This is a genomic window from Streptomyces sp. NPDC087844, assembly GCF_044742785.1.
Classification (GTDB): Bacteria; Actinomycetota; Actinomycetes; order Streptomycetales; family Streptomycetaceae; genus Streptomyces.
The window spans coordinates 481,694-504,708 of the sequence record NZ_JBIUVD010000003.1 but is presented as its reverse complement, the minus strand read 5'-3'; the positions used below and the strand labels follow the sequence as shown (position 1 = coordinate 504,708).

Below are 23,015 nucleotides of genomic sequence, written 5' to 3'. Positions count from 1 at the left end.
AGCTCAGGAGCCCAGGAGCCCTTGAGCCCCAGGAGCCCAGAGGGCTCAAGGGGCTCAAGGGTCCAGGAGACCTACAGGCCATACCTCGCGCGCGCTTCCTTCACCGCGGACGCGGGCACCTCGCCCCGCCGCGCGAGCTGCGCGAGCGCCGCGACGACGATCGACTGCGCGTCGACGCCGAAGTGGCGACGCGCCGCCGCCCGGGTGTCGGAGAGCCCGAACCCGTCCGCGCCCAGCGACGAGTAGTCCTGCTCGACCCACTGCGCGATCTGGTCCGGCACCTGCCGCATGTAGTCGGAGACCGCGAGCACGGGCCCCTCGGCACCCTGCAGCGCCTGCCGGAGGAACGGCACCCGCTCCTCACCGCGCAGCAGCGCGGCGTCGGCCTCCAGCGCGTCCCGCCGCAGCTCCGTCCAGGACGTGGCGGACCAGACGTCCGCGGCCACACCCCACTCCTCGGCGAGCAGCTTCTGCGCCTCCAGGACCCAGTGGATCGCCGTGCCGGAGCCCAGCAGCTGGATACGCGCGGCGTTGGCGGCGTTCACCTGGACGCCCGCCGACTCCGCCGTGTTGAAGCGGTAGAGCCCCTTGACGATGCCCTCGTCGATGCCGAGACCGGACGGCTTCGCGGGCTGCGGGATCGGCTCGTTGTAGACGGTGAGGTAGTAGAAGACGTTCTGGTCCTCGCCGGGCGCCGCCTCGCCGTACATCCGGCGTAGACCGTCCTTGACGATCGTGGCGACCTCGTACGCGAACGCCGGGTCGTACGACATCGCGGCCGGGTTCGTCGCCGCGATGACCGGGGAGTGGCCGTCCGCGTGCTGCAGGCCCTCGCCCGTCAGCGTCGTACGGCCGGCCGTGGCACCGACCAGGAAGCCGCGGCCCAGCTGGTCGCCGAGCTGCCACATCTGGTCGGCCGTGCGCTGCCAGCCGAACATCGAGTAGAAGATGTAGAACGGGATCATCGTCTCGCCGTGCGTGCTGTACGCGGTGGACGCGGCGATGAAGTCCGCCATGGAGCCGGCCTCGGTGATCCCCTCGTTGAGGATCTGGCCGTCCTTGGCCTCCTTGTAGTACATCAGCTGGTCACGGTCGACCGGCTCGTACGTCTGGCCCTTGGGGGAGTAGATCCCGAGCGACGGGAAGAGGCTCTCCATGCCGAAGGTGCGCGCCTCGTCGGGGACGATCGGCACCCAGCGCTTCCCGGACGTCTTGTCGCGGACCAGGTCCTTGACCAGGCGTACGAAGGCCATGGTCGTCGCGACGTTCTGCGAGCCGGAGCCCTTGTCGAAGGCCGCGAAGGCCTTGTCGGCGGGGGCGGGAAGGGGCACGAGCGGCTGCGTACGGCGGGCCGGGGCCGGGCCGCCGAGGGCCGCGCGGCGCTCCTGGAGGTAGCGGACCTCGGGGGAGTCGGCGCCGGGGTGGCCGTAGGGGACCACGCCGTCGACGAAGTCGCTGTCCTTGATGGGCAGCTCCAGCAGGTCGCGCATCTGCTTGAACTCGTCCGTGGACAGCTTCTTCATCTGGTGGTTGGCGTTCTTCGACGCGAAGCCCGTACCCAGGGTGTGACCCTTGACCGTCTGGGCCAGGATGACCGTCGGAGCGCCCTTGTGCTCGACGGCGGCCTTGTACGCGGCGTACACCTTGCGCGCCTCGTGACCACCGCGGGAGAGGTGGAAACACTCCAGGATCTTGTCGTCGCTCAGCAGCTTCGCCAGCTCGACGAGTGCCGGGTCCGAGCCGAAGAAGTCCTGGCGGATGTAGGCGGCGTCGCGCGTCTGGTACGTCTGCACCTGCGCGTCCGGGACCTGACGCAGACGGCGGACGAGGGCGCCGGTGGTGTCGAGCCGGAACAGCTCGTCCCAGGCGTTGCCCCACAGCGACTTGATGACGTTCCAGCCTGCGCCGCGGAACTGGGCCTCCAGCTCCTGCACGATCTTGAAGTTCGCGCGGACCGGACCGTCGAGGCGCTGCAGGTTGCAGTTGATGACGAAGGTCAGGTTGTCGAGACCCTCGCGGGAGGCCAGTGCGAGTGCCGCCGTCGACTCGGGCTCGTCCATCTCGCCGTCACCGAGGAACGCCCACACGTGGGACGCCGAGACGTCCTTGATGCCGCGGTTGGTGAGATAGCGGTTGAAGCGGGCCTGGTAGATCGCGGAGAGCGGGCCGAGGCCCATCGACACCGTCGGGAACTCCCACAGCCAGGGCAGGCGCCGCGGGTGCGGGTATGACGGGAGGCCGTTGCCGCCCGCCTCCTGGCGGAAGTTGTCGAGGTGCGCCTCGGTCAGACGGCCGTCGAGGAAGGCGCGGGCGTAGATGCCGGGGGAGGCGTGGCCCTGGAGGTAGAGCTGGTCGCCGGACCCGGGAGCCTCCTGGGATTCCTTGCCCTTGAAGAAGTGGTTGAAGCCGGTCTCGTAGAGCCAGGCCGCGGAGGCGAAGGTGGCGATGTGGCCGCCGACGCCGTGTTTCGCGCCGCGGGACACCATCGCGGCCGCGTTCCAGCGGTTCCACGCGGTGATCCGCTGCTCCATCGCCTCGTCGCCGTCCACGGTGGGCTCGGCGGCGGTCGGGATGGTGTTGACGTAGTCGGTCTCAAGCAGCTTGGGCAGCGCGAGACCGTTGCCCTCGGCGCGCTCCAGCGTGCGCCGCATGAGGTACGCGGCACGGTGCGGCCCGGCCGCCTTGGTGACGGCGTCGAGGGAGGCCTGCCATTCGGCGGTCTCCTCGGGGTCGCGGTCCGGGAGCTGGTCGAGCTCGCTCGGCTGGATTGCGGTGGGGTCGGTCATAGCGCCGCCTTCCGGATGCGGAGGGGGTTCCCTCGTCGGCAAGGGGTGTGTCGGGGGGATGCCCTTGGTCTTTGGCAGGACAGGGCGGCGGGCTCTGGTGGGAGCCCGCCGACGACTCTAACTCGCTGATCGATGATCGATCAAAGGGTTGAAGGGCAAAACCTCTTGATCACGAGAAAGTAGGCACGCGGTGCCTTCGCCATGGGCACGGGGTGCCTTGTTTTCGCAGGTGAGACGTGCTGTCGGCGGTCCGCCGGGGTACGTATGAGCGGGGTGGCGCTCCGCTGGTCGCGATCACGGTCACGGCTACGGTCACGGTCGTGCTAGCGGTCGTGCTCGTGCTCGTGCGCGCGGTCGGTCGAGGTCGAGGTCGAGGTCGCGGTCGCGGTCGCGGCGAGATTACGCCGCGGGTTCGTCGCCCGTCCTCGGGGCGCACCCCAGCACATGCGCCTTCACCAGTTCCGCGATCAGCGGGTCCCGGCGCCGGAACGCCTCCACCAGGGCCTCGTGCTCCTCCGCGTACGACTGCTGGACCGTGCCCAGCCAGCGGATCGACAGGGCTGTGAAGACCTCGATGCCCAGGCCCTCCCAGGTGTGCAGCAGCACGGAGTTGCCCGCGGCGCGCACGAGCTCGCGGTGGAAGGCCACCGTGTGGCGGACCTGGCCCGTGCCGTCGGCCCTGCGGTCCGCCTCGTACAGGGCGGTGACGTGCGGCTCCAGGGTCGAGCAGTCGGCCGCGAGGCGTTCGGCGGCCAGTTCGGCCGCGATGGCCTCCAAGCCGGCCCGGACGGGGTAGCTCTCCTCCAGGTCGGCCGCGGTCAGATTGCGTACGCGTACGCCCTTGTTCGGGGCCGACTCGATCAGCCGCAGGGACTCCAGCTCGCGCAGGGCCTCCCGTACGGGGGTCTGGCTGACCTCCAGCTCCGTGGCGATCCGGCGCTCCACGATCCGCTCGCCCGGCTTCCAGCGCCCGCTGACGATCCCCTCCACGATGTGCTCGCGGATCTGCTCGCGGAGCGAGTGGACGACGGGGGCGGTCATGGGGGCTCCTTCGTTTTGACCTTTAGACAATAAGGCCGCGCGTCAGTGGGGGAGGGGTGTGCGGGGTGCTTTGACGCAGGTGAGATGAGCCACGGCGCTCCGCTGGGGGCGGCCGGCGGGGGGTGTTGGCGCAGTTTCCTCGCGCCCCCGAAGGGCGGGCCGCGCCCCAGCTCGCTCAGTTGGCAGGTGCGGCTGTGCGGGGTGGGCCGCGCAGTTCCCCGCGCCCCTCGGAAGCGGGGCTGCGCCCCGGCTTCCGTCTTGAGGGGCGCGGGGAACCGCGCGAACGGCTCCACCGACCCGCGCCCACCCCACACACCCGCTGAGGCACAGTCCCGCCTCCAGGGGCGCGGGGAACCGCGCAACGGCCTCCACCGGCCCGCTGCACGTGCTCTACCGGTGCGTCGGCAACGCGAAGGTGCCCCCGTCCGGCGAACCGGTCGGGGGCACCTCGTCGTGCGTTGCGGCGGCGGTGGCGCGAAACCTACAGGCCGAGTTCGACCTCGAACTCGCCCGCCTCAAGGATCGCCTTGACCGCCGTCAGGTAGCGCGCGGCGTCGGCACCGTCCACCAGCCGGTGGTCGTACGAGAGCGTCAGGTACGTCATGTCGCGCACACCGATCACCGTGCCCTCGTCCGTCTCGATGACGGCCGGACGCTTGACCGTCGCACCGATGCCCAGGATCGCGACCTGGTTCGGCGGCACGATGATCGTGTCGAAGAGCGCACCGCGCGATCCGGTGTTGCTGATCGTGAAGGTCGCGCCGGACAGCTCGTCCGGAGTGATCTTGTTCGCCCGGACCTTGCCCGCCAGTTCGGCGGTGGCCTTGGCGATACCGGCGATGTTCAGGTCGCCCGCGTGCTTGATGACCGGGGTCATCAGGCCCTTCTCGGAGTCCACCGCGATACCGATGCTCTCGGTGTCGAAGTAGGTGATCGTGCCCTCGTCGACGTTGATCCGGGCGTTGACGGCCGGGTGGGCCTTCAGCGCCTGGGCCGCCGCCTTCACGAAGAACGGCATCGGGGAGAGCTTGACGCCCTCACGGGCCGCGAAGGAGTCCTTCGCCTGCGCGCGGAGCTTCATCAGCCGGGTGATGTCGACCTCGACGACCGAGGACAGCTGGGCCTGCTCGTGCAGGGCCTTCACCATGTTGTCGCCGATGACCTTGCGGATGCGGGGCATCTTCACGGTCTGGCCGCGCAGCGGAGAGGCCTCCAGCGTCGGCGCCTTCTTGCCGGCGCTCGGCGCCGTCGCGGCAGCGGCCGGAGCCGGCTTCGCGGCGGCGGCCTTCGCGGCGGCGGCGGCGGCGATGACGTCCTGCTTGCGGATACGGCCGCCGACGCCGGTGCCCTTGACGGTGGACAGGTCGACGCTGTTCTCGGCGGCGAGCTTGCGCACCAGCGGGGTCACGTACGCGCCGTCGTCACCGGAGGTCGCGGCGGGCGCCGCGGCCGGGGTGACGGGAGCGGGAGCCGGTACCGGCGCGGCCGGAGCCGGGTCGGGGGCCGGGGTCGTCTGCTGCTGCGGAGCGGGAGCCGAGGGCGCCTGCGGAGCCGGAGCGGCGGGAGCGGCCGGGGCAGGAGCCGGAGCCGCAGGGGCCGCCGGAGCCGGAGCCGGTGCCGGAGCAGCGGCGGCGGGCTCCGGAGCCGGGGCGGCCGGAGCGGGAGCCGCGGCCGGAGCCGCGCCGGGAGCGCCGATGACGGCCAGCTTCGCGCCGACCTCGGCGGTCTCGTCCTCGCCGACCACGATTTCGAGCAGCACACCGGAGGTGGGCGCCGGAATCTCGGTGTCGACCTTGTCCGTGGAGACCTCAAGCAGCGGCTCGTCGGCCTCGACCGACTCGCCGACCTCCTTGAGCCAGCGGGTGACGGTGCCCTCGGTGACCGACTCGCCCAGTGCCGGAAGCACCACGTCGGTGCCCTCGGCACTGCCGCCGCCGGAAGCGGCCTCGGCGGTCGGGGCCGGCGCCGGAGCGGCGGCCTCGGTGGACGGAGTGGCCTGCGGGGCCGGCTCCGGAGCGGGCTCGGGAGCCGGAGCGGCCTCGGGCTCGGCGGCCGGGGCTGACTCGGCGGCGGGTGCGCCCGAGCCGTCGTCGATGACGGCCAGCTCGGCGCCGACCTCGACGGTCTCGTCCTCGGCGACCTTGATGGAGGCGAGCACACCGGCGGCAGGGGAGGGGATCTCGGTGTCGACCTTGTCGGTGGACACCTCAAGCAGCGGCTCGTCGGCCTCGACGCGCTCGCCCTCGGCCTTCAGCCAGCGGGTGACAGTGCCCTCGGTGACGCTCTCGCCGAGCGCCGGAAGGGTTACGGAAACCGCCATGGTTTCGGTTGCTCCTTACGAATTGCGGAAGTCTGTGTCGTCGCGTCGTGAGTTGACCCGGGGTCGGTCAGTCGTGCGAGTGCAGCGGCTTGCCCGCCAGCGCGAGGTGGGCCTCGCCCATGGCCTCGTTCTGCGTCGGGTGAGCGTGGATGAGCTGCGCCACCTCGGCGGGCAGCGCCTCCCAGTTGTAGATCAGCTGGGCTTCGCCCACCTGCTCGCCCATGCGGTCGCCGACCATGTGGACGCCGACCACGGCACCGTCCTTGACCTGGACGAGCTTGATCTCGCCCGCGGTCTTGAGGATCTTGCTCTTGCCGTTGCCCGCGAGGTTGTACTTCAGAGCGACGACCTTGTCCGCACCGTAGATCTCCTTGGCCTTGGCCTCGGTGATGCCCACGGAGGCGACCTCGGGGTGGCAGTACGTCACCCGGGGCACGCCGTCGTAGTCGATCGGGACGGTCTTGAGACCGGCCAGACGCTCCGCGACCAGGATGCCCTCGGCGAAGCCGACGTGCGCGAGCTGGAGCGTCGGGACCAGGTCGCCCACGGCCGAGATGGTCGGCACGTTGGTGCGCATGTACTCGTCGACCAGGACGTAACCGCGGTCCGTCGCGACGCCCTGCTCCTCGTAGCCGAGACCGGCGGAGACCGGGCCGCGGCCGATGGCGACCAGGAGGATCTCCGCCTCGAAGGTCTTGCCGTCGGCGAGGGTCACGCGGACGCCGTCCTGCGTGTACTCGGCCTTGTCGAAGAACGTGCCGAGGTTGAACTTGATGCCGCGCTTGCGGAACGCGCGCTCAAGAAGCTTGGAGCTGTTCTCGTCCTCGACCGGGACGAGGTGCTTGAGACCCTCGATCACGGTGACGTCGGTGCCGAAGGACTTCCACGCCGAGGCGAACTCGACGCCGATGACACCGCCGCCCAGCACGATCGCGGACTGCGGTACGCGGTCCAGCGTCAGCGCGTGGTCCGAGGAGATGATGCGGTTGCCGTCGATGTCCAGGCCCGGCAGCGACTTCGGTACGGAGCCGGTCGCCAGGAGCACGTGACGGCCCTCCACGCGCCGCCCGCCGACGTCCACGGAGGTGGCGGACGACAGACGTCCCTCACCCTCGATGTACGTCACCTTGCGGGAGGCCACGAGGCCCTGCAGGCCCTTGTACAGGCCGCTGATCACGTCGTCCTTGTACTTGTGGACGGCCGCGATGTCGATGCCCTCGAAGGTGGCCTTGACACCGAACTGCTCGCTCTCGCGTGCCTGGTCGGCGATCTCGCCGGCGTGCAGCAGGGCCTTCGTGGGAATGCAGCCGTTGTGCAGGCAGGTGCCGCCGAGCTTGTTCTTCTCGATCAGGGCGACGTCCAGGCCCAACTGCGCTCCGCGCAGGGCCGCGGCGTAGCCGCCGCTACCACCGCCGAGGATCACTAGGTCGAAAACGGTGCTGGCGTCGTTCGCCACGTCACGTCCTCCATGCATGTGCGCCGGCGCCGGTCTTCAGTGACCGGGCGGCGGCTGGTGTGGCCGCTCTTTCTTCGGCCCTGAGGTGGGCCCTGTCCTGCCGAGAGCCCATCTTCGCACTTGTCGCCGCCGACCGGGACGCCGGGCTGTGCTGTGAGACGTCTGATCGATCACACGAGCCCCCTTGAAGGGCGCGGGCCTGTATCGATCTGCGGCTCCGCCAGGTGGGCGCGCCCGGCCCCCACGGGCCCGCACCCGTACGACGTACGACGTGCGGGCCCGAGCCATCGGGCGGGCGTCAGCCCAGATCCCCCGCAGCGGTCAGCTCGGCAAGCCGCACCAACGTACGCACGGCGGACCCCGTACCACCCTTGGGCGTATAACCGAACGGCCCCTGCTCGTTGAAGGCGGGCCCGGCGATGTCGAGGTGCGCCCACGTGATGCCCTCGCCCACGAACTCCTGCAGGAAGAGCCCGGCCACCAGACCGCCGCCGTACCGCTCGCCCATGTTGGCGATGTCGGCGGTCGGGGAGTCCATCCCCTTCTTCAGGTGGTCCGGCAGCGGCATCGGCCACGCGGCCTCGCCGACCTCCTCGGCGGCCTCGTGCACCGCGGAGCGGAACGCGTCGTCGTTCGCCATGATCCCGAACGTACGGTTGCCCAGCGCCAGCATCATCGCGCCGGTCAGCGTCGCCACGTCGACGATCGCGTCGGGCTTCTCCTCGGACGCCTTGGCGAGCGCGTCGGCGAGCACGAGCCGGCCCTCGGCGTCGGTGTTGAGGACCTCGACGGTCTTGCCGCTGTACATGCGCAGCACGTCGCCCGGACGGGTGGCGGAGCCGGACGGCATGTTCTCGGCCAGCGCGAGCCAGCCGGTCACGTTGACCTCAAGGCCCAGACGCGCGGCGGCGACCACGGCCGCGAAGACCGCGGCCGCACCGCTCATGTCGCACTTCATCGTCTCGTTGTGCCCGGCGGGCTTGAGCGAGATGCCGCCCGAGTCGTACGTGATGCCCTTGCCGATGAAGGCGAGGTGCTTCTTCGCCTTGGAGGAGGTGTACGAGAGCTTCACCAGCCGGGGCGCGGACGCGGAACCGGCGCCGACGCCGAGGATGCCGCCGTACCCGCCCTTGGCGAGAGCCTTCTCGTCGAGCACCTGCACCTTGATGCCGTGCTCCTTGGCCGCGGCCTGCGCGACGGCCGCGAAGGCCTCCGGGTTCAGGTCGTTCGGCGGCATGTTGATGAGGTCGCGGGCGCGGTTCAGCTCCTCGGACACGGCCGTGGCGCGCTCGATCGCCGCCTTGAACGCCTTGTCGCGGGTCTTGCCGCCGAGCAAGGTGGCCTCGGCGAGCGGGGCCTTGCCGTTCTTGGAGCCGTTCCCGTCCTTGGCGGCCTCCTTGTACGTGTCGAAGGCGTACGAGCCCAGCAGCACGCCCTCGCCGACGGCGCCCGCGTCGGCGGCGTCCGAGACCGGCAGGGCGAACGCGGCCTTCTTGGTGCTGGCCAGCGCGCGGGCGGCGACGCCGGCGGCGCGGCGCAGCGTCTCCGCGGAGAAGGAGCCGTCCTTCTCCGGGAGGGCGCCGAGGCCGACCGCCACGACGAGCGGTGCCTTGAAGCCGGAAGGTGCCGGCAGCTTCGTCACCTCGCCCTCGCCGCCCGAGGCGCCGAGGGTCTCCAGAACGCCGGCGAGCCTGCCGTCGTACGCCTTGTCCACGGCTTCGGCGCCCGGTGCGACCACCAGGTCCCCGGACTTGGACCCGGTGACCTTGGCGACACCGACGACGATCGCGTCGGTGCGCAGACCGGGCGCCGCGGCGGTGCTGAGAGTGAGAGCAGTCACGGTGGTGAAATCTCGCTTCCGTTGAGTTCTGTGGCCGGCGGGGGTGAGGTCGGCCGGGGCGTTCGGATTCCCGACCACGAGCCTACGCGCGCCGCCGCGTTTAGCTCCTACCCGTCTAGAGGGCCAGCCCTCGAACCCCGGTCCGCGAATCTTCAGCCCGTCCGGCGTTTGAGGACGAGCGCGCAGCGCGACAGGGGGGTCTGGGGGCGCAGCCCTCAGGGTCGGGACGGGAAGGGGCGGCGGGGGCGAAGAACTCCCGCCGCCGGAACGGGTCCTAGGCGAAGAGACAGAACGCGACCAGCGCGACGGTCACCGCCGTCTCCTCAAGCGCGCCGAAGACATCACCGGTCACACCCCCGAACCGCCGCGCGCAGTGCCGCAGCAGACCCTCGGCGGCGGCGCAGCCGAGCACGACGGCCAGGACGGATCCGAGCACGCCGTACGTCCCGAGAAGCGCGCCCGCGCCGGCCGCCGCGACCGTCACGACGAGGGCCGTGAGGATGGCGGCCCGCATGGGCACCGCGCCCGCCACCGCCGCCCCCAGCCCTTCGGGCCGAGCGGCCGGCACGCCCGCACGCGCGGCCAGGGTGAGGGCGAGACGACCGACGGTCGCGGACACGACGGCGGCGAGAACGCCCCGGCTCCACGAGTCCCCGTACGCCTGGGCGAGCGCCGCCACCTGCGCGAGCAGGACGAACAGCAGGGTGATGACCCCGAACGGGCCGATGTCCGACTGCTTCATGACGCGCAGCGCGTCCTCGGCGGGCTTGCCGCTGCCGAGGCCGTCGGCGGTGTCGGCGAGGCCGTCGAGGTGGAGGCCGCGGGTCAGGACGGCGGGCACGGCGGCGCTCGCGACGGCCGCGAGGAGCGGGCCCGCCCCGAGTACCAGCAGGAGGAGGCCGGTCCCGGCGGCGAGAACACCCACCGCGAGACCGGCGACGGGCGCGATCGACATCCCGGTGCGCGCGGCCCCGCGGTCCCAGCGCCGCACGGTCACGGGGAACACGGTCAGCGTGCCGAAGGCGAAGCGGAGCCCGTCGGTCCAGGACGCCGCGGGCGTCTCGGGCGTCTCGGGTGCGGGGCCGGGCGACGGGATCGGCGGGGGCGTGGACACCGGCGCAGATTACCGGTCGTCGCCCGCGGAACGACCGCTGGACGACCACGGGACGCGCACGGCAGTCGCGGCTAATGTGCATATATGGGGCATTGGTGGACACGGAACATCATCGAACCGGGAAAGCTGCCGCTGCTGCTGGCGCTGGCCTCCTTCGTCCTGACCTTCGTGATCACCCGGACCGTGGTCCGGCTCATCCGGGCGGGCAAGGGCCCGTTCGGCAACGTGAAGGCGGGCGGTCTGCACATCCACCACGTCGTCCCCGGGGTCGTGCTGACCGTCATCGGCGGCTTCGGCGCGGTGGGCAGCGACCGGCACGGCTTCGGCTCGGCCGTGTTCGCCGTGGTGTTCGGCATGGGCGCGGGTCTGGTGCTCGACGAGTTCGCGCTGATCCTGCACCTCGACGACGTCTACTGGAGCGAGGAGGGCCGCAAGAGCGTCGAGGTCGTGGTGGTCACGGCGGCGCTGGTCGGCCTGATGCTCAGCGGCTTCCTGCCGTTCGGCGTCAACGACCTCACCGAGGACGAGTTGCAGGACCGCGCCGGTGCCGTCGTGAGCATCGGGCTGAACTTCCTCGTCGCACTGCTGGCGCTGAGCAAGGGCAAGACCCGGATGGCCATCTTCGGGGTGATCGTCCCGCTCGTCGCCCTGGTCGGCGCGATCCGTCTCGCCCGCCCCACGTCACTCTGGGCCAGACGCTTCTACCGGCGACGGCCGCGTGCCCGCGCCAGAGCCCGTCTGCGGGCCTACCACCACGATCGCCGCTGGGCGGGGCCGCGCCGCAGATTCCAGGACCTGATCGGCGGCAGACCCGACCCGGACCCCGTACGCTCCCTGCCCGGACGCCCCTGATGCGTGCTTCGACCCGCTCGCTCGCGCAGGCGAATCCAGTCGCTTGCGGTGCAGCCACTTCGGCAGGCCCGGCGCCTCCAGGAAACCCTCCGCGCGGGCGGCGGCGAGGCCGATGCGCGGCAGGTCGGCGCTCTTCTCGAAGAGCAGGAACCGAGGCTCCCAGACGGGCCGGTACTTGGCGTTGGCGCGGTACAGCGACTCGATCTGCCACCAGCGCGAGAAGAAGCTGAGCAGTGAGCGCCACAGCCGCAGCACCGGCCCCGCGCCGAGGCGCGCACCGCGTTCGAAGACGGAACGGAACATGGCGAAGTTGAGCGATACCTGCGTGATCCCGATCTCGGGAGCCCGCTGGAGGAGCTGGATCACCATGAACTCCATGAGCCCGTTCTCGGAGTCCCGGTCCCGCCGCATCAGATCCAGGGAGAGCCCACGGGGCCCCCAGGGCACGAAGGACAGCACCGCCCGCAACTCGCCTTCCGCGTTCCCCTCCGCACTGCCGCCGTCCCGGCATTCGAGCATCACGCACCGGCCGTCGCCCGGGTCCCCGAGCCGCCCCAGCGCCATGCTGAAGCCGCGCTCGGTCGCCCCGTCCCGCCAGTCGTCCGCGCGGGCGAGGAGGTACGCCATCTCGTCGGCCGGGATGTCCTCGTGCCGCCGGACCCGTACCCGGTAGCCGGCGCGCCGCACGCGGTTGTAGGCCTGGCGGACGGTCCGCATGGCCCGCCCGTCGAGGGTGAACTCGGCGGTTTCGACGATGGCCTCGTCACCGAGCTCCAGCGCGTCGAGACCGTGCCGGGCGTAGACGGTCCCGGCCTCCTCGCCCGCGCCCATCACGGCGGGGATCCAGCCGTGGGCGCGGGCCTCGGAGAGCCAGGGTTCGATGGCGCCGGGCCACGCCTCGGAATCGCCGATGGGGTCGCCGGAGGCCAGCGAGACACCGCCGACGACGCGGTAGGCGACGGCGGCCTTGCCGGTCGGCGACCACACGACGCTCTTCTCGCGGCGCAGCGCGAAGTAGCCGAGGGAGTCCCGGTCGCCGTGCCGGTCGAGCAGGGTCCGCAGCCGTTCCTCGTCGTCCGCGGTGAGCGGGTCGACGACGCGGCGGGAGCGGAAGGCCGCGTGGAGGACGGCGAGGACGAGCAGGGTGCTGAGTACGTTGACGGCGACGTTCACCCAGTTGGGAGTGGTGATCCCGGGGAAGCGGGAGTCGTCGGCGGCGACGGAGATGAGTCGCAGGGTGCCGTAGCGCCAGCGGTCGGTGAAGGTCGACAGGTGCGCGTCGTGGGCGTGGTTCGTGACGGTCACCAGGAGTGCGGCCAGCAGGGAGCAGACCAGGAGGCCGCCGACGCCCACGATCGCGGCGAGCCTGGGGTTCGAGCGGTCGCCCTTCGCGTAGAACGCGGGGCGGCCGATGAGCAGAGAGGCCACGAAGGCCGCCGTCAGGGCGAGGGAGATCCAGTTCTGCGGGTACCGGCGGACCTCCGGGAAGGCCATGGCGAAGGCGAACAGCAGCAGGAACGCTCCGCTCAGGGCCAGGTTGAGGATCCAGGCGGCTCGCTTGCGCCTTCGCATCGTGATCGCCAGGAACATGGTGAACACGCCTGACGCGAAGCCGGCGGTCAGCAGGTACGGGGTGAAGTAGTCCTCCGTGTTGTGGCGCCGCACGTCCTGGCCGAGGGAGACCCATACGGCGCTGAGGAAGTTGAGGAACGCGACGATGCGGAGGTACCACACGGCGAATGTCGCGGCGGTGGATCGGGCGCTTCCCATGAAAGTGGATCATATGGGGCACCCTTGCCGCTGACCCGCCACCCGGGCGGGACGGCTCGCACGCGGAATGCGTCTGCGGCCCGGCGCGGTCCGTTCGGCTTTCATGGGGCGCGGGGAACGGCGCAGTCTTTCAGGTCTTGAAGGGGCGCGGGGAACGGCGCGAACGGCCCCACCGGGCCCGCACCCGAAGCACCGGGCCGCCCTCACCCCCTACTGCTCGACCCCCACGCCCTCGGACTCCCCGGAGTCCCCGGAGTCCCCGGAGTCCCCGGAGTCCGCAGAGGTCAAAGGCAACTCCGCCGCAAGCGCCGCAGCAGCCTGCACCAAAGGCAACGCGAGCAACGCCCCCGCCCCCTCCCCGACCGTCACCCCGTGCGAAAGCAGCGGTTCGAGCGCCATCCGGTCGAACGCCTTCGCCTGCGCCGGCTCCCCACTGCTCTGCCCGGCCAGCCACCAGTCCGGCGCCCGGAAGGCGACCCGCTGTCCGACCAGCGCACAGGCCGCGGACACGACCCCGTCGAGAATCACGGGCGTCTTGCGCACGGCACTCTGCAGCAGGAACCCGGTGATCGCCGCGAGATCCGCCCCGCCCACCGTCGCGAGCAACTGCAACTGGTCCCCGAGAACGGGACGAGCGCGACGCAACGCGTCGCGAACCGCCGCGCACTTGCGCATCCAGGCGAGGTCGTCGATCGCCCGCCCCCCGCGCCCGGTCACCACCGACGCGTCGGTCCCGCACAGCGCCGCCACCAGCACGGCCGCCGCGGTCGTCCCCCCGACACTCACATCCCCCAGCACGACGAGGTCGGTCCCTGAGTCGGCCTCCTCGTCCGCGACGGCGACCCCCGCACGGAACGCGGCCTCCGCCTCCTCCAGGGACAGCGCGTCCTCCACGTCGATCCGCCCGGACCCACGCCGCACCCGATGCCGTACGACCTCGTCGGGCAGGCTCTCGGGCTCGCAGTCGAGTGCCATGTCCACCACCCGCACGGGCACCCCGAGCCGCCGGGCGAGTACCGACACGGGGCTGGCGCCGTCCAGCACGGAGCGCACCAAGTCGTCCGCGCTCCCGGCGGACCGCGCCGAGACCCCGAGGCCGGCGACCCCGTGGTCGCCCGCGAACAGCACCACACGCGGACGCTCGATCGCCCGCACCGGCACCGCCGACTGCGCGGCGGCCAGCCACTCACCGAGTTCGTCCAGGCGTCCGAGGGACCCGGGCGGCACGACCTGCCGCTCCCGGCGCGCCTCGGCGTCACGGCGTACGCCGCCGTCGGGGCGCTCGATCAGATCGGTGAAGTCGTCGAGATTAAGCGAGCTCATTCGCCGAACAGTACCGGCAGTGATCCGGCCGGGATCCTGACGGGCGGTCAGTGGCCGGCAGGTGGCCCGCACGGAGCGGGCACGCCGAAGACCGCAATCCGATGTGTGCCGGTTTGCAGTGGATTGTCATACCGGTTTGTATCAGCTGTTAGCGGCTCATATCAGCCTCTACAGGGTCACACCCCGTCGGACCGGCAGGAGCAGACAGACGATGCCCCCCACACCCCGCACACCCGTCACACCCCCGACCCCGGCCACACCTCCCACACCTCGCACACCCGTCACGTCCTCCGCTCAGCAGTCCGTCGCCCAGCGCCGCGCCGTGTACCTGGGAGAACTGGCCCAGGGCACCGATCACTTCCACGAACCGCGCAGACCCGACTGCCCCTGGTGCGGTTCGGAGCGGCTGCGTACCCGGCTGCGTACCCCCGACCTGCTCCAGCACAAGCCCGGCACCTTCGTCGTCGACGAGTGCGAGGACTGCGCCCACGCCTTCCAGAACCCCCGCCTGACCACCGAGGGCCTCGCCTTCTACTACCGCGACTTCTACGAGAACCAGGACCGCGGCGAAGAACACCAGGACCACGAGGGCTTCGCCGAGCGGACCCTGCGTTCCCGGGCCGGCCGTCGGCGCCACGAGGCCGCTGCCCGCGCGATGCTCCCCTTCCCGGAGCCCGAGAGCTGGCTGGACGTCGGCACGGGACACGGCCACTTCCCTGCGGCGGCCAAGGAGTTGTTCACGTACACGTCCTTCGACGGACTCGACCCCACCTCGCGCGTCGACAAGGCCCGGGCCGCGGGCCGGGTCGAGGAGGCGCACCGCGGCCGGCTGCCCGACCTGGTCGGCCGGCTGCGCGCCCGCTACGACGTGGTCAGCATGTTCCACCACCTGGAACACAGCCCCGACCCCCGCGAGGAACTGCGCGCCGCGCTCGCCGTGCTGCGCCCCGGCGGGCACCTGCTCGTCGAAGTCCCGGACCCGGACTGCGCGTTCGGCGCGCTGCTCGGCAAGTGGTGGGTGTCGTACTGCCAGCCGCAGCACCTCCACCTCATGCCGCTGCGCAACCTGCTCGACGAGCTGGACGCACTGGGCTGCTCGGTCGTCTCCACCGACCGACGCGAACCGCACGTCCCTTACGACCTGACCGGCGCCCTGGCGCTGGCGATCGGCAACCGGCTGCCGGGCGGCGACGAGCCCTGGCGCCCCGCCCCGCCGACCGACCTCCAGCGCACCCTCCGTACGGCCCTGACCCGGGCCACCGCCCCGCTGCTCGCCTCCGCCTTCGTACTGGACCACGCCCTGGCCCCGCTCCTGCGCCGCACCCGCTTCTCGAACGCGTACCGGATCATCGCCCGCAAGAACCCGCGCGCGACCTCCCTCTGACGGGTTCTGATGTGCTCCGACGGGCTCCGACGGGCTCCGACGGGCCTCAGCCCTTCAAGGCGACCGCCTGGCCCGCCACCACCAGCAGCACGTGTTCGCACTCGGTCGCGAACGCCGCGTTGAGGCGGCCCAGTTCGTCGCGGTAGCGGCGGCCCGAGGGGGTGGCGGGGACGATCCCGGAGCCGACCTCGTTGGAGACGGCGACCACCGTGCGGCGCGACTCGCGGACGGCGGCCGTCAGCTCCTCGACGCGCGCCCGCAGCACGCGCTCGCCGCCACCGGCCCACTCGGCGTCGTCCCACGCGTTCGCGGAGTCCATCGCGTCGGTCAGCCACAGGGACAGACAGTCGATGAGCAGCGCGGACCCGTCCTGCTTGAGGAGGGGTACGAGGTCACAGGTCTCGGCGGTACGCCAGGAGCCGGGGCGCCGCTCGCGATGCGCGTGCACCCGGGCCGCCCACTCCCCGTCCCCGTTGCGCGCGCCGCCCGTCGCCACGTACAGCACGTCCGGGAAGGCCTCAAGGCGTCGCTCCGCCTCCACCGACTTGCCCGACCGGGCCCCGCCGAGGACCAGCGTCCGGCGCGGTACGTCGGGCACGTCCTCGTACACCCCGACGGTCAGCGTCCTGCCGTCCGGGACCGTCCTGGCCCCCGCCGCCGCGAGACGCCGCCGCAGCTCCGGGCCCGGCGGCACGTCGTGGTCCAGATGCACCGCGATCACGTCTGTGGCGGGCCCCACCGCACCCACCAGCCGCAGCCGGGCCAGCGCGTCCGGCCGCCCGACGACATCACCGACCACCATGTCGTACGTCTCGGTCGTCTCGTCCAGGCCCGCGGGCGCCGCGCCCGGCGGCAGATAGAGCAGCCGCTGCCCGTCCGGGCCCGTGACCGCGTACCCGGTGCCCGGCGCGTCCATCGACAGCGCCCGTACCCGATGGCCCGTCAGCAGCGTCAGTTGCCGGCCGTCCGGCACGCGCCCCGGTTGCGGCAGTCCCGCCGGAACCTCCACGGCGGGTCCGTCGTGCGGGTGGGACAGCAGGACCTGCCGCACCCCGCTCAGCGAATGCCCGGCCCGGGCCGCCGCGAAGGCCGCCCCGGGTGTCAGGTCCAGCAACAGCGTCCCGTCCACCAGCAGGGCGGTGGCCGCGCGGGCGTCCGCACCGAGCGCCACCGCGCAGACGGCGCACGAACAATCGGGCCTGGGCAGCCCCAGGGGCCCGCCGGTACCAAGCAGAGTCACTTCCACGGGGCGATTTTCCCGTGTCGGCGCGACTCGTGCCCGTCAGGGGGTGCACAAGGGCGCATGTCGTCCGGGGCGCGGGCGAGCGCGGGCGCGGAGCGCGCACACCCACCACCGGCACCCCATAGTTCTCGACTGGTTCTCGACCTGCACTTTTGAACACCGGACGAGCGACGGAGCGCCTAGGCTGACGACGAGAGCCCGATCTTGCTCGGTACTTTCCCGGTACTCATGGGAACTTTTGGGAGGCTGACATGGCGGCATGGACGTGGCGGTTCGAGAAGGCCGACGGGACGGAAGTCCAGCCCGCGGTCCAGCCCGAGGAGTTCACCACCCAGGGCGACGCGGAGTCCTGGCTGGGCGAGAACTGGAAGGAGCTGGCCGAGGGGGGAGCGGACCAGGTCCGGATCTTCGAGGACGCCGCGGAGGTCTACGGCCCGATGAGCCTGCACGCCGAGGCGTCCTGACCTCGTAGACCGGTACGAGTCGTCGTAGATCGGTACGAGTTCTCGTGGTCCGTACGTGGTCCGTACGAGTAGGGCCGCGGCCGTACGAACCGGCCGCGGCCCTACTCGCTGTCCGGCCATGAACCCGGCCGCCGACCGCGCAGCAGATGACAGGGGGCTTCAGCCCCGTACGCCGCACAGGTGCAGCAGCGCCGCCACCCGGCGGTAGGGGTCGGTCCGGCCGGCCCGCTCCTCGGCGGCCAGCAGGGCGTCCACGTCGTCCGGCACCGCCGCGTCGTCGGCGGCCGTGTCCGTGAAGACCCGCACCCCGTACCAGGCGTGCAGCGGCGCGCCGATCCCGGCGAGGGTGCCGGTGAGGGTGTCGAGCCCGTCGGCGCGGACGGCCAGCCCGAGCCGGTTGGTGTACGTGCTGGTGTCGAAGGCGGTCAGCGTCCCCGCCCAGTCGCCGGCCAGCCCGGGCCGCATGGCCAGCGCGTCGGCGTTGCGCACCAGCAGCGACAGCAGGCCGCCGGGGGCCAGCATCCGGGCGAGCCCCGCGAGCAGCGCGTCGGGCTCCTCGACGTACATCAGTACGCCGTGGCACAGCACCACGTCGAAGCTGCCGGGCAGGAAGTGGACGCCGGTGTCGCGCCCGTCGCTCTCGACGATCCTGACCCGGCCGCGGATGCCCTCCGGCTCGGCGGCGAGGGCCTGACGCGCCACGGAGATCATGGTGGAGTCCTGCTCGACGCCGGTCACCTGGTGTCCGGCCCGGGCCAGCCGCAGGGCCTGCGTGCCCTGGCCCATGCCCACGTCGAGCACGCGCAGCCGCTGCCCGACAGGGAAGCGCCCGGCTATCTGCTCGTCGAGCTGCCGGGCCATCAGCTCCTGCCGTACGACATCACGCAGAGCGCCCAGCTTGCTCAGCCAGGCATCCGCCGCGCCTCCCGAGAAGGGTGCCGCGCTCAGGGCCGCTCTCCGCGCTTGACCTGCGGCTTCGGCAGCCGGAGGCGACGCATCTGGAGGCTGCGCATCAGCGCGTACGCGACGGCGCCGCGCCTGGGCTCGTCCGGGAAGCGCGCGGCCAGCTGCTTCTTCAGGCGGATCGCGATGCCGACGGAGTCGAGCACGATCAGCACGATCACGAAGAGCCACATCAGCAGCGCGACGTTCTGCAGCTGAGCGATCCGGACCATGCTCAGCACGAGGATGACCACGGCGAGCGGCAGGAAGAACTCGGCGATGCAGAACCGCGAGTCGATGAAGTCACGCGCGAGCTTGCGCACCGGGCCCTTGTCACGCGCGGGCAGATAACGCTCGTCACCACTGGCCAGCGCCTGGCGCTGCTTCTCCATGTGGGCGCGGCGCTCGTCGCGCTGCCGCTTGGAGGCCTCCTTGCGCGACGTCGGCGTACTGGCCACGCTGCGGCGCTGGGACTGGGCCTCACTGCGCTTGGGAGTGGGCCTGCCCTTGGGGGCCTGCGGGTCACGGATCTGAGGGGAGTCGGTCACCGACGCCTTGTCGGCGTGGGCCTTCTCGTCTTTGGCGCGGCTACGGAACACAAAACCCAAGGGTAAGGGGTGCGGAGGCATGGACGTCAGCCGAGTGGGGAACGATCCGGCAACACCGGTCGTCTGTAGGGGGACAGGAGGCCTGAAATGGGGTGGTGGCGTGCGGTTGCGCGTGCCGACCCCGGGACGAGTCCGGAGCCGACCCGGAACGAACCCTGGGGAACATCTACTCCCTACGCCGGAGCAAGATCGTCGTCAGTCGTCCTTGGGGATGAGCGCATCCGTCCCCGAACAGTGCGGTAATGGATGCAGGGCCCGTACTGTGGGTTCTGTTGCAGTCGCTGGAGCCGGAGTCCGTCAGAAGGGGGCGCGCGAAGCCCATGAGCGGTGTCATGAAGCGTATGGGGATGATCTTCCGCGCGAAGGCGAACAAGGCCCTTGACCGGGCCGAGGACCCGCGCGAAACCCTCGACTACTCGTATCAGAAACAGCTGGAACTGCTGCAGAAGGTGCGCCGTGGCGTCGCCGACGTGGCGACCTCCCGCAAGCGCCTGGAGCTGCAGCTGAACCAGCTGCAGGGCCAGTCCTCCAAGCTGGAGGACCAGGGCCGCAAGGCGCTCGCGCTCGGCCGTGAGGACCTCGCCCGGGAGGCGCTGTCCCGCCGGGCCGCTCTCCAGCAGCAGGTGACCGACCTGGAGACGCAGCACCAGACCCTGCAGGGCGAGGAGGAGAAGCTCACCCTCGCCGCGCAGCGGCTCCAGGCCAAGGTCGACGCCTTCCGCACCAAGAAGGAGACGATCAAGGCGACGTACACGGCCGCTCAGGCGCAGACCCGGATCGGCGAGGCCTTCTCCGGCATCTCCGAGGAGATGGGCGACGTCGGGATGGCCATCCAGCGGGCCGAGGACAAGACCGCGCAGCTCCAGGCGCGGGCCGGCGCCATCGACGAGCTGCTCGCCTCGGGCGCCCTCGACGACCACTCAGGGCTCGCCAAGGACGACATCCAGAGCGAGCTTGACCGGCTGTCGGGTGGCACGGACGTCGAGCTCGAACTGCAGCGCATGAAGGCCGAGCTGGCCGGGGGTTCCTCGTCCCAGCAGGCGATCGAGGGCGGTCAGGGGCAGACTCAGTCCCAGCAGAAGCCGCAGCAGCCGCAGTCGCAGGACACCCCGCGCTTCGACAAGCAGTAGTCGCCGGGGGACGTCCCACGCCGAGGAGGGCGTCATGATCGTACGGATCATGGGGGAGGGACAGGTGAGGCTGGACGATGGCCACCTCGCCGACCTGAACGAGCTGGACGACGAGCTCTTCGCGGAGACGCGGTCCGGGGACGAGGAGGGCTTCCGGCGGACGCTGGGAGCGCTGCTCGACGCGGTGCGCCGGCTTGGAGCTCCGCTCCCCGACGACTCCCTCGAACCCTCCGAGCTCATCCTCCCGTCCCCGGACGCGACGCTGTCGGAGGTCAGGGCGATGCTGCGCGACGACGGCCTGCTCCCCAACTGAGCCCCCGTCCCGCCACCACCTGGGCGCTCCCGCGCATCGGCCCCCCTCCAGGGGCGCGGGGAACGGCGCACCCGGCCCCGTCCGACCCGCACACGTGACTCCCCGTCTGCCTCACCCCCTAGGGGCGCGGGGAACGGCGCACTCAGCCCCGTCCGACCCGCACACGCGACTCCCCGTCCGCCCCACCAACCCCCCAGGGGCGCGGGGAACGGCGCACCCAGCCCCCTCCAACCCGCAGCCGCGACTCCCCACCCCCGCCGGCGGCCCGTACGCTCGATGACCGTGAGCACTCTGACGCGCGCAAGGGACTGGCTGCGGTCCCACCCCCTGGTGGCCGACGGCACCCTCGCGGCCGCGGTCCTCGCGTGCATGCTGGCCGGCTCGTTCGCGGAGCCGAACGGCCGGCACGGCGGCACGATGTGGGGCACCCCCGCCCCCGACCCCCTCGGCCTCACCCTCATGCTCCTGGCCGCGACCACCCTGATCCTCCGCCGCAGGTACCCGATCTGGGTCCTCGCCGCGACCGGCGCCCTGTCCGTCGTGGAGTTCGTGACCGGCGACCCCCGCGCCCCCGTCGCGATGTCCGCCGTCGTCGCCCTCTACACCGTCGCCGCCGCGACCGACCGCCCCACCACCTGGCGCGTGGGCCTGCTCACCATGACGGTCCTGACGGGCTTCGCCATGCTCGCGGGACCTCTGCCCTGGTACACCCAGGAGAATCTGGGAATCTTCGCCTGGACCGGCATGGCCGCCGCCGCGGGCGACGCGGTCCGCAGCCGCCGCGCCTTCGTGCACGCCATCAGAGAGCGCGCCGAGCGAGCCGAACGCACCCGCGAGGAGGAGGCCCGCCGCCGGGTCGCGGAGGAACGCCTGCGCATCGCCCGCGATCTGCACGACGTCGTCGCCCACCACATCGCCCTGGTCAACGTGCAGGCCGGAGTCGCCGCGCACGTCATGGACAAACGCCCCGACCAGGCGAAGGAGGCCCTCGCCCACGTCCGCGAGGCCAGCCGCTCCGCGCTCAACGAACTCCGCGCCACGGTCGGCCTGCTGCGACAGTCGGGCGACCCCGAGGCCCCCACCGAGCCGGCCCCGGGCCTGCACCGCCTGGAAGAGCTCGTCGGCACCTTCCGAAGCGCGGGCCTGCCCGTCGAAGTGGCCCGCACCGACCAGGGCACGGCCCTGCCCGCCGCCGTCGACCTGGCCGCGTACCGCGTCATCCAGGAAGCCCTCACCAATGTGCGCAAGCACGCGGGCCAGGAGGCGAACGCCGAGGTCAGCGTCGTACGGGTGGGACCGAACGTGGAGATCACCGTCCTGGACAACGGCCCCGGTGACGACGCGGCCGCCCGCCTGGAGGAGAACGGCGGCCACGGACTGCTCGGCATGCGCGAGCGGGTCACCGCGCTCGGCGGGACCTGCAGCGCGGGACCCCGATACGGCGGCGGCTTCCGGGTGCATGCGATCCTGCCGGTCAAGAGCCGGGCCGGAGCCACCGCGTCCACGACCACCGCCTCCACGACCACCGCGTCCACGACCACCGCGTCCACGACCACCGCGTCCACGACCGAGGCAGCCAAGGGGAACCCCGTATGACGATCCGTGTCCTGCTCGCCGACGACCAGGCACTGCTGCGCAGCGCCTTTCGCGTCCTGGTCGACTCGGAGCCCGACATGGAGGTCGTCGGAGAGGCCTCGGACGGCGCGGAGGCGGTACGCCTCGCCCGCGAGGAACGGGCCGACGTCGTGCTGATGGACATCCGCATGCCCGGCACGGACGGGCTGGCCGCGACCCGGCTCATCAGCGCCGACCCCGGCCTCGCCCACGTGCGCGTCGTCATGCTGACGACCTTCGAGGTCGACGAGTACGTGGTGCAGTCGCTGCGGGCCGGCGCCTCCGGCTTCCTCGGCAAGGGCTCGGAGCCGGAGGAACTGCTCAACGCCATCCGCGTCGCGGCGGCCGGCGACGCCCTGCTGTCGCCCGTCGCCACCAAGGGACTGATCGCGAAGTTCCTCGCGCAGGGCGGCGACGACGACCGCGATCCCGCCCGCGCCGAACGCCTCGAAGCACTTACCGTCCGCGAGCGCGAAGTCCTCGTCCAGGTCGGTGGCGGACACTCCAACGACGAGATCGCCGAACGTCTGGAAGTCAGTCCGCTCACCGTGAAGACGCACGTCAACCGGGCCATGGCCAAGCTGGGAGCCCGCGACCGGGCCCAACTCGTGGTGATCGCCTACGAGTCCGGACTGGTACGCCCAAGGGTGGAGTGAGCTCCACCCGTACATACTGCGGGCGCGGTATGCGCCGTATAAGTAAACGGGACCTGGGGGCGAGGGGAGTGCCCCGCCGATGGCTCAGAGTGATAGACGGACGCTCACATGAGCCCATCGCGCCGCTCCCCACACAGGCAACAGCCTCAAGACACACAG

17 protein-coding genes are annotated in these 23,015 nt (G+C 71.7%); 6 read left to right on the top strand and 11 right to left on the bottom strand.

Annotated elements, in window-relative coordinates; all coding sequences use genetic code 11:
• Positions 1-71: 71 nt before the first annotated feature.
• From aceE to cobT, 8 genes are all read right to left on the bottom strand, one after another.
• The gene (gene aceE, locus ACIOKD_RS09125) at positions 72-2,786 is read right to left on the bottom strand and encodes a pyruvate dehydrogenase (acetyl-transferring), homodimeric type (protein ID WP_402080310.1); all 2,715 of its coding nucleotides are present in this window, start codon (positions 2,784-2,786) and stop codon (positions 72-74) included.
• Between the two features lie 399 nt (positions 2,787-3,185).
• The gene (locus ACIOKD_RS09120; RefSeq protein WP_402080308.1) at positions 3,186-3,827 is read right to left on the bottom strand and encodes a GntR family transcriptional regulator; all 642 of its coding nucleotides are present in this window, start codon (positions 3,825-3,827) and stop codon (positions 3,186-3,188) included.
• A 481-nt stretch (positions 3,828-4,308) separates the two neighbouring features.
• Positions 4,309-6,147 carry a 2-oxoglutarate dehydrogenase, E2 component, dihydrolipoamide succinyltransferase gene (sucB, locus tag ACIOKD_RS09115; protein WP_402080306.1) on the bottom strand — a complete coding sequence of 613 codons (1,839 nt, stop codon included), beginning with the start codon at positions 6,145-6,147 and terminating at the stop codon, positions 4,309-4,311.
• A 67-nt stretch (positions 6,148-6,214) separates the two neighbouring features.
• Positions 6,215-7,603, bottom strand: a complete 1,389-nt coding sequence (lpdA, locus tag ACIOKD_RS09110) for a dihydrolipoyl dehydrogenase (RefSeq protein ID WP_107018272.1) — start codon at positions 7,601-7,603, stop codon at positions 6,215-6,217.
• Positions 7,604-7,901: 298 nt separating this feature from the next.
• Positions 7,902-9,443 carry a leucyl aminopeptidase gene (locus ACIOKD_RS09105; RefSeq protein WP_402080303.1) on the bottom strand — a complete coding sequence of 514 codons (1,542 nt, stop codon included), beginning with the start codon at positions 9,441-9,443 and terminating at the stop codon, positions 7,902-7,904.
• A gap of 274 nt (positions 9,444-9,717) precedes the next feature.
• Positions 9,718-10,539 (bottom strand): adenosylcobinamide-GDP ribazoletransferase, encoded by an 822-nt coding sequence (locus tag ACIOKD_RS09100; RefSeq protein WP_402080698.1) that lies wholly within the window; start codon positions 10,537-10,539, stop codon positions 9,718-9,720.
• Positions 10,540-11,238: 699 nt separating this feature from the next.
• Positions 11,239-13,179 carry a phosphatidylglycerol lysyltransferase domain-containing protein gene (locus ACIOKD_RS09095; protein ID WP_402080301.1) on the bottom strand — a complete coding sequence of 647 codons (1,941 nt, stop codon included), beginning with the start codon at positions 13,177-13,179 and terminating at the stop codon, positions 11,239-11,241.
• Between the two features lie 210 nt (positions 13,180-13,389).
• Complete coding sequence (gene cobT, locus ACIOKD_RS09090) at positions 13,390-14,502, bottom strand: nicotinate-nucleotide--dimethylbenzimidazole phosphoribosyltransferase (RefSeq protein WP_402080299.1); 1,113 nt, start codon at positions 14,500-14,502, stop codon at positions 13,390-13,392.
• Positions 14,503-14,713: 211 nt separating this feature from the next.
• Here cobT and ACIOKD_RS09085 point away from each other — a divergent pair, with 211 nt between their 5' ends.
• Positions 14,714-15,886 carry a class I SAM-dependent methyltransferase gene (locus ACIOKD_RS09085; protein WP_402080297.1) on the top strand — a complete coding sequence of 391 codons (1,173 nt, stop codon included), beginning with the start codon at positions 14,714-14,716 and terminating at the stop codon, positions 15,884-15,886.
• A 46-nt stretch (positions 15,887-15,932) separates the two neighbouring features.
• Here the strand turns inward: ACIOKD_RS09085 and ACIOKD_RS09080 are convergent, their stop codons facing one another.
• On the bottom strand, positions 15,933-17,132 hold the full coding sequence (locus ACIOKD_RS09080) for a bifunctional adenosylcobinamide kinase/adenosylcobinamide-phosphate guanylyltransferase (protein WP_402080295.1): 1,200 nt from the start codon (positions 17,130-17,132) through the stop codon (positions 15,933-15,935).
• A gap of 248 nt (positions 17,133-17,380) precedes the next feature.
• On the opposite strand from ACIOKD_RS09080, the gene ACIOKD_RS09075 reads away from it, so the two are divergent.
• A complete protein-coding gene (locus ACIOKD_RS09075) occupies positions 17,381-17,593 on the top strand; it encodes a hypothetical protein (RefSeq protein ID WP_402080292.1) in 213 nt (70 codons plus the stop codon).
• 159 nt (positions 17,594-17,752) lie between these two features.
• Here the strand turns inward: ACIOKD_RS09075 and ACIOKD_RS09070 are convergent, their stop codons facing one another.
• Positions 17,753-18,454, bottom strand: coding sequence for a class I SAM-dependent methyltransferase (locus ACIOKD_RS09070; RefSeq protein WP_402080290.1), 702 nt, complete (start codon positions 18,452-18,454; stop codon positions 17,753-17,755).
• 83 nt (positions 18,455-18,537) lie between these two features.
• Complete coding sequence (locus ACIOKD_RS09065) at positions 18,538-19,164, bottom strand: DUF3043 domain-containing protein (protein WP_402080288.1); 627 nt, start codon at positions 19,162-19,164, stop codon at positions 18,538-18,540.
• A 299-nt stretch (positions 19,165-19,463) separates the two neighbouring features.
• On the opposite strand from ACIOKD_RS09065, the gene ACIOKD_RS09060 reads away from it, so the two are divergent.
• The 4 genes from ACIOKD_RS09060 (at position 19,464) to ACIOKD_RS09045 (ending at position 22,856) form a co-directional block, all read left to right on the top strand.
• Entirely contained in the window at positions 19,464-20,273 is an 810-nt protein-coding gene (locus ACIOKD_RS09060) for a PspA/IM30 family protein (RefSeq protein WP_402080286.1), read from the top strand.
• Between the two features lie 34 nt (positions 20,274-20,307).
• Complete coding sequence (locus ACIOKD_RS09055) at positions 20,308-20,586, top strand: hypothetical protein (protein ID WP_402080283.1); 279 nt, start codon at positions 20,308-20,310, stop codon at positions 20,584-20,586.
• 282 nt (positions 20,587-20,868) lie between these two features.
• Positions 20,869-22,182 (top strand): sensor histidine kinase, encoded by a 1,314-nt coding sequence (locus ACIOKD_RS09050; protein WP_402080280.1) that lies wholly within the window; start codon positions 20,869-20,871, stop codon positions 22,180-22,182.
• On the top strand, positions 22,179-22,856 hold the full coding sequence (locus ACIOKD_RS09045) for a response regulator (protein WP_402080278.1): 678 nt from the start codon (positions 22,179-22,181) through the stop codon (positions 22,854-22,856). Before ACIOKD_RS09050 ends, ACIOKD_RS09045 begins: the two co-directional genes overlap by 4 nt.
• Positions 22,857-23,015: the final 159 nt, after the last annotated feature.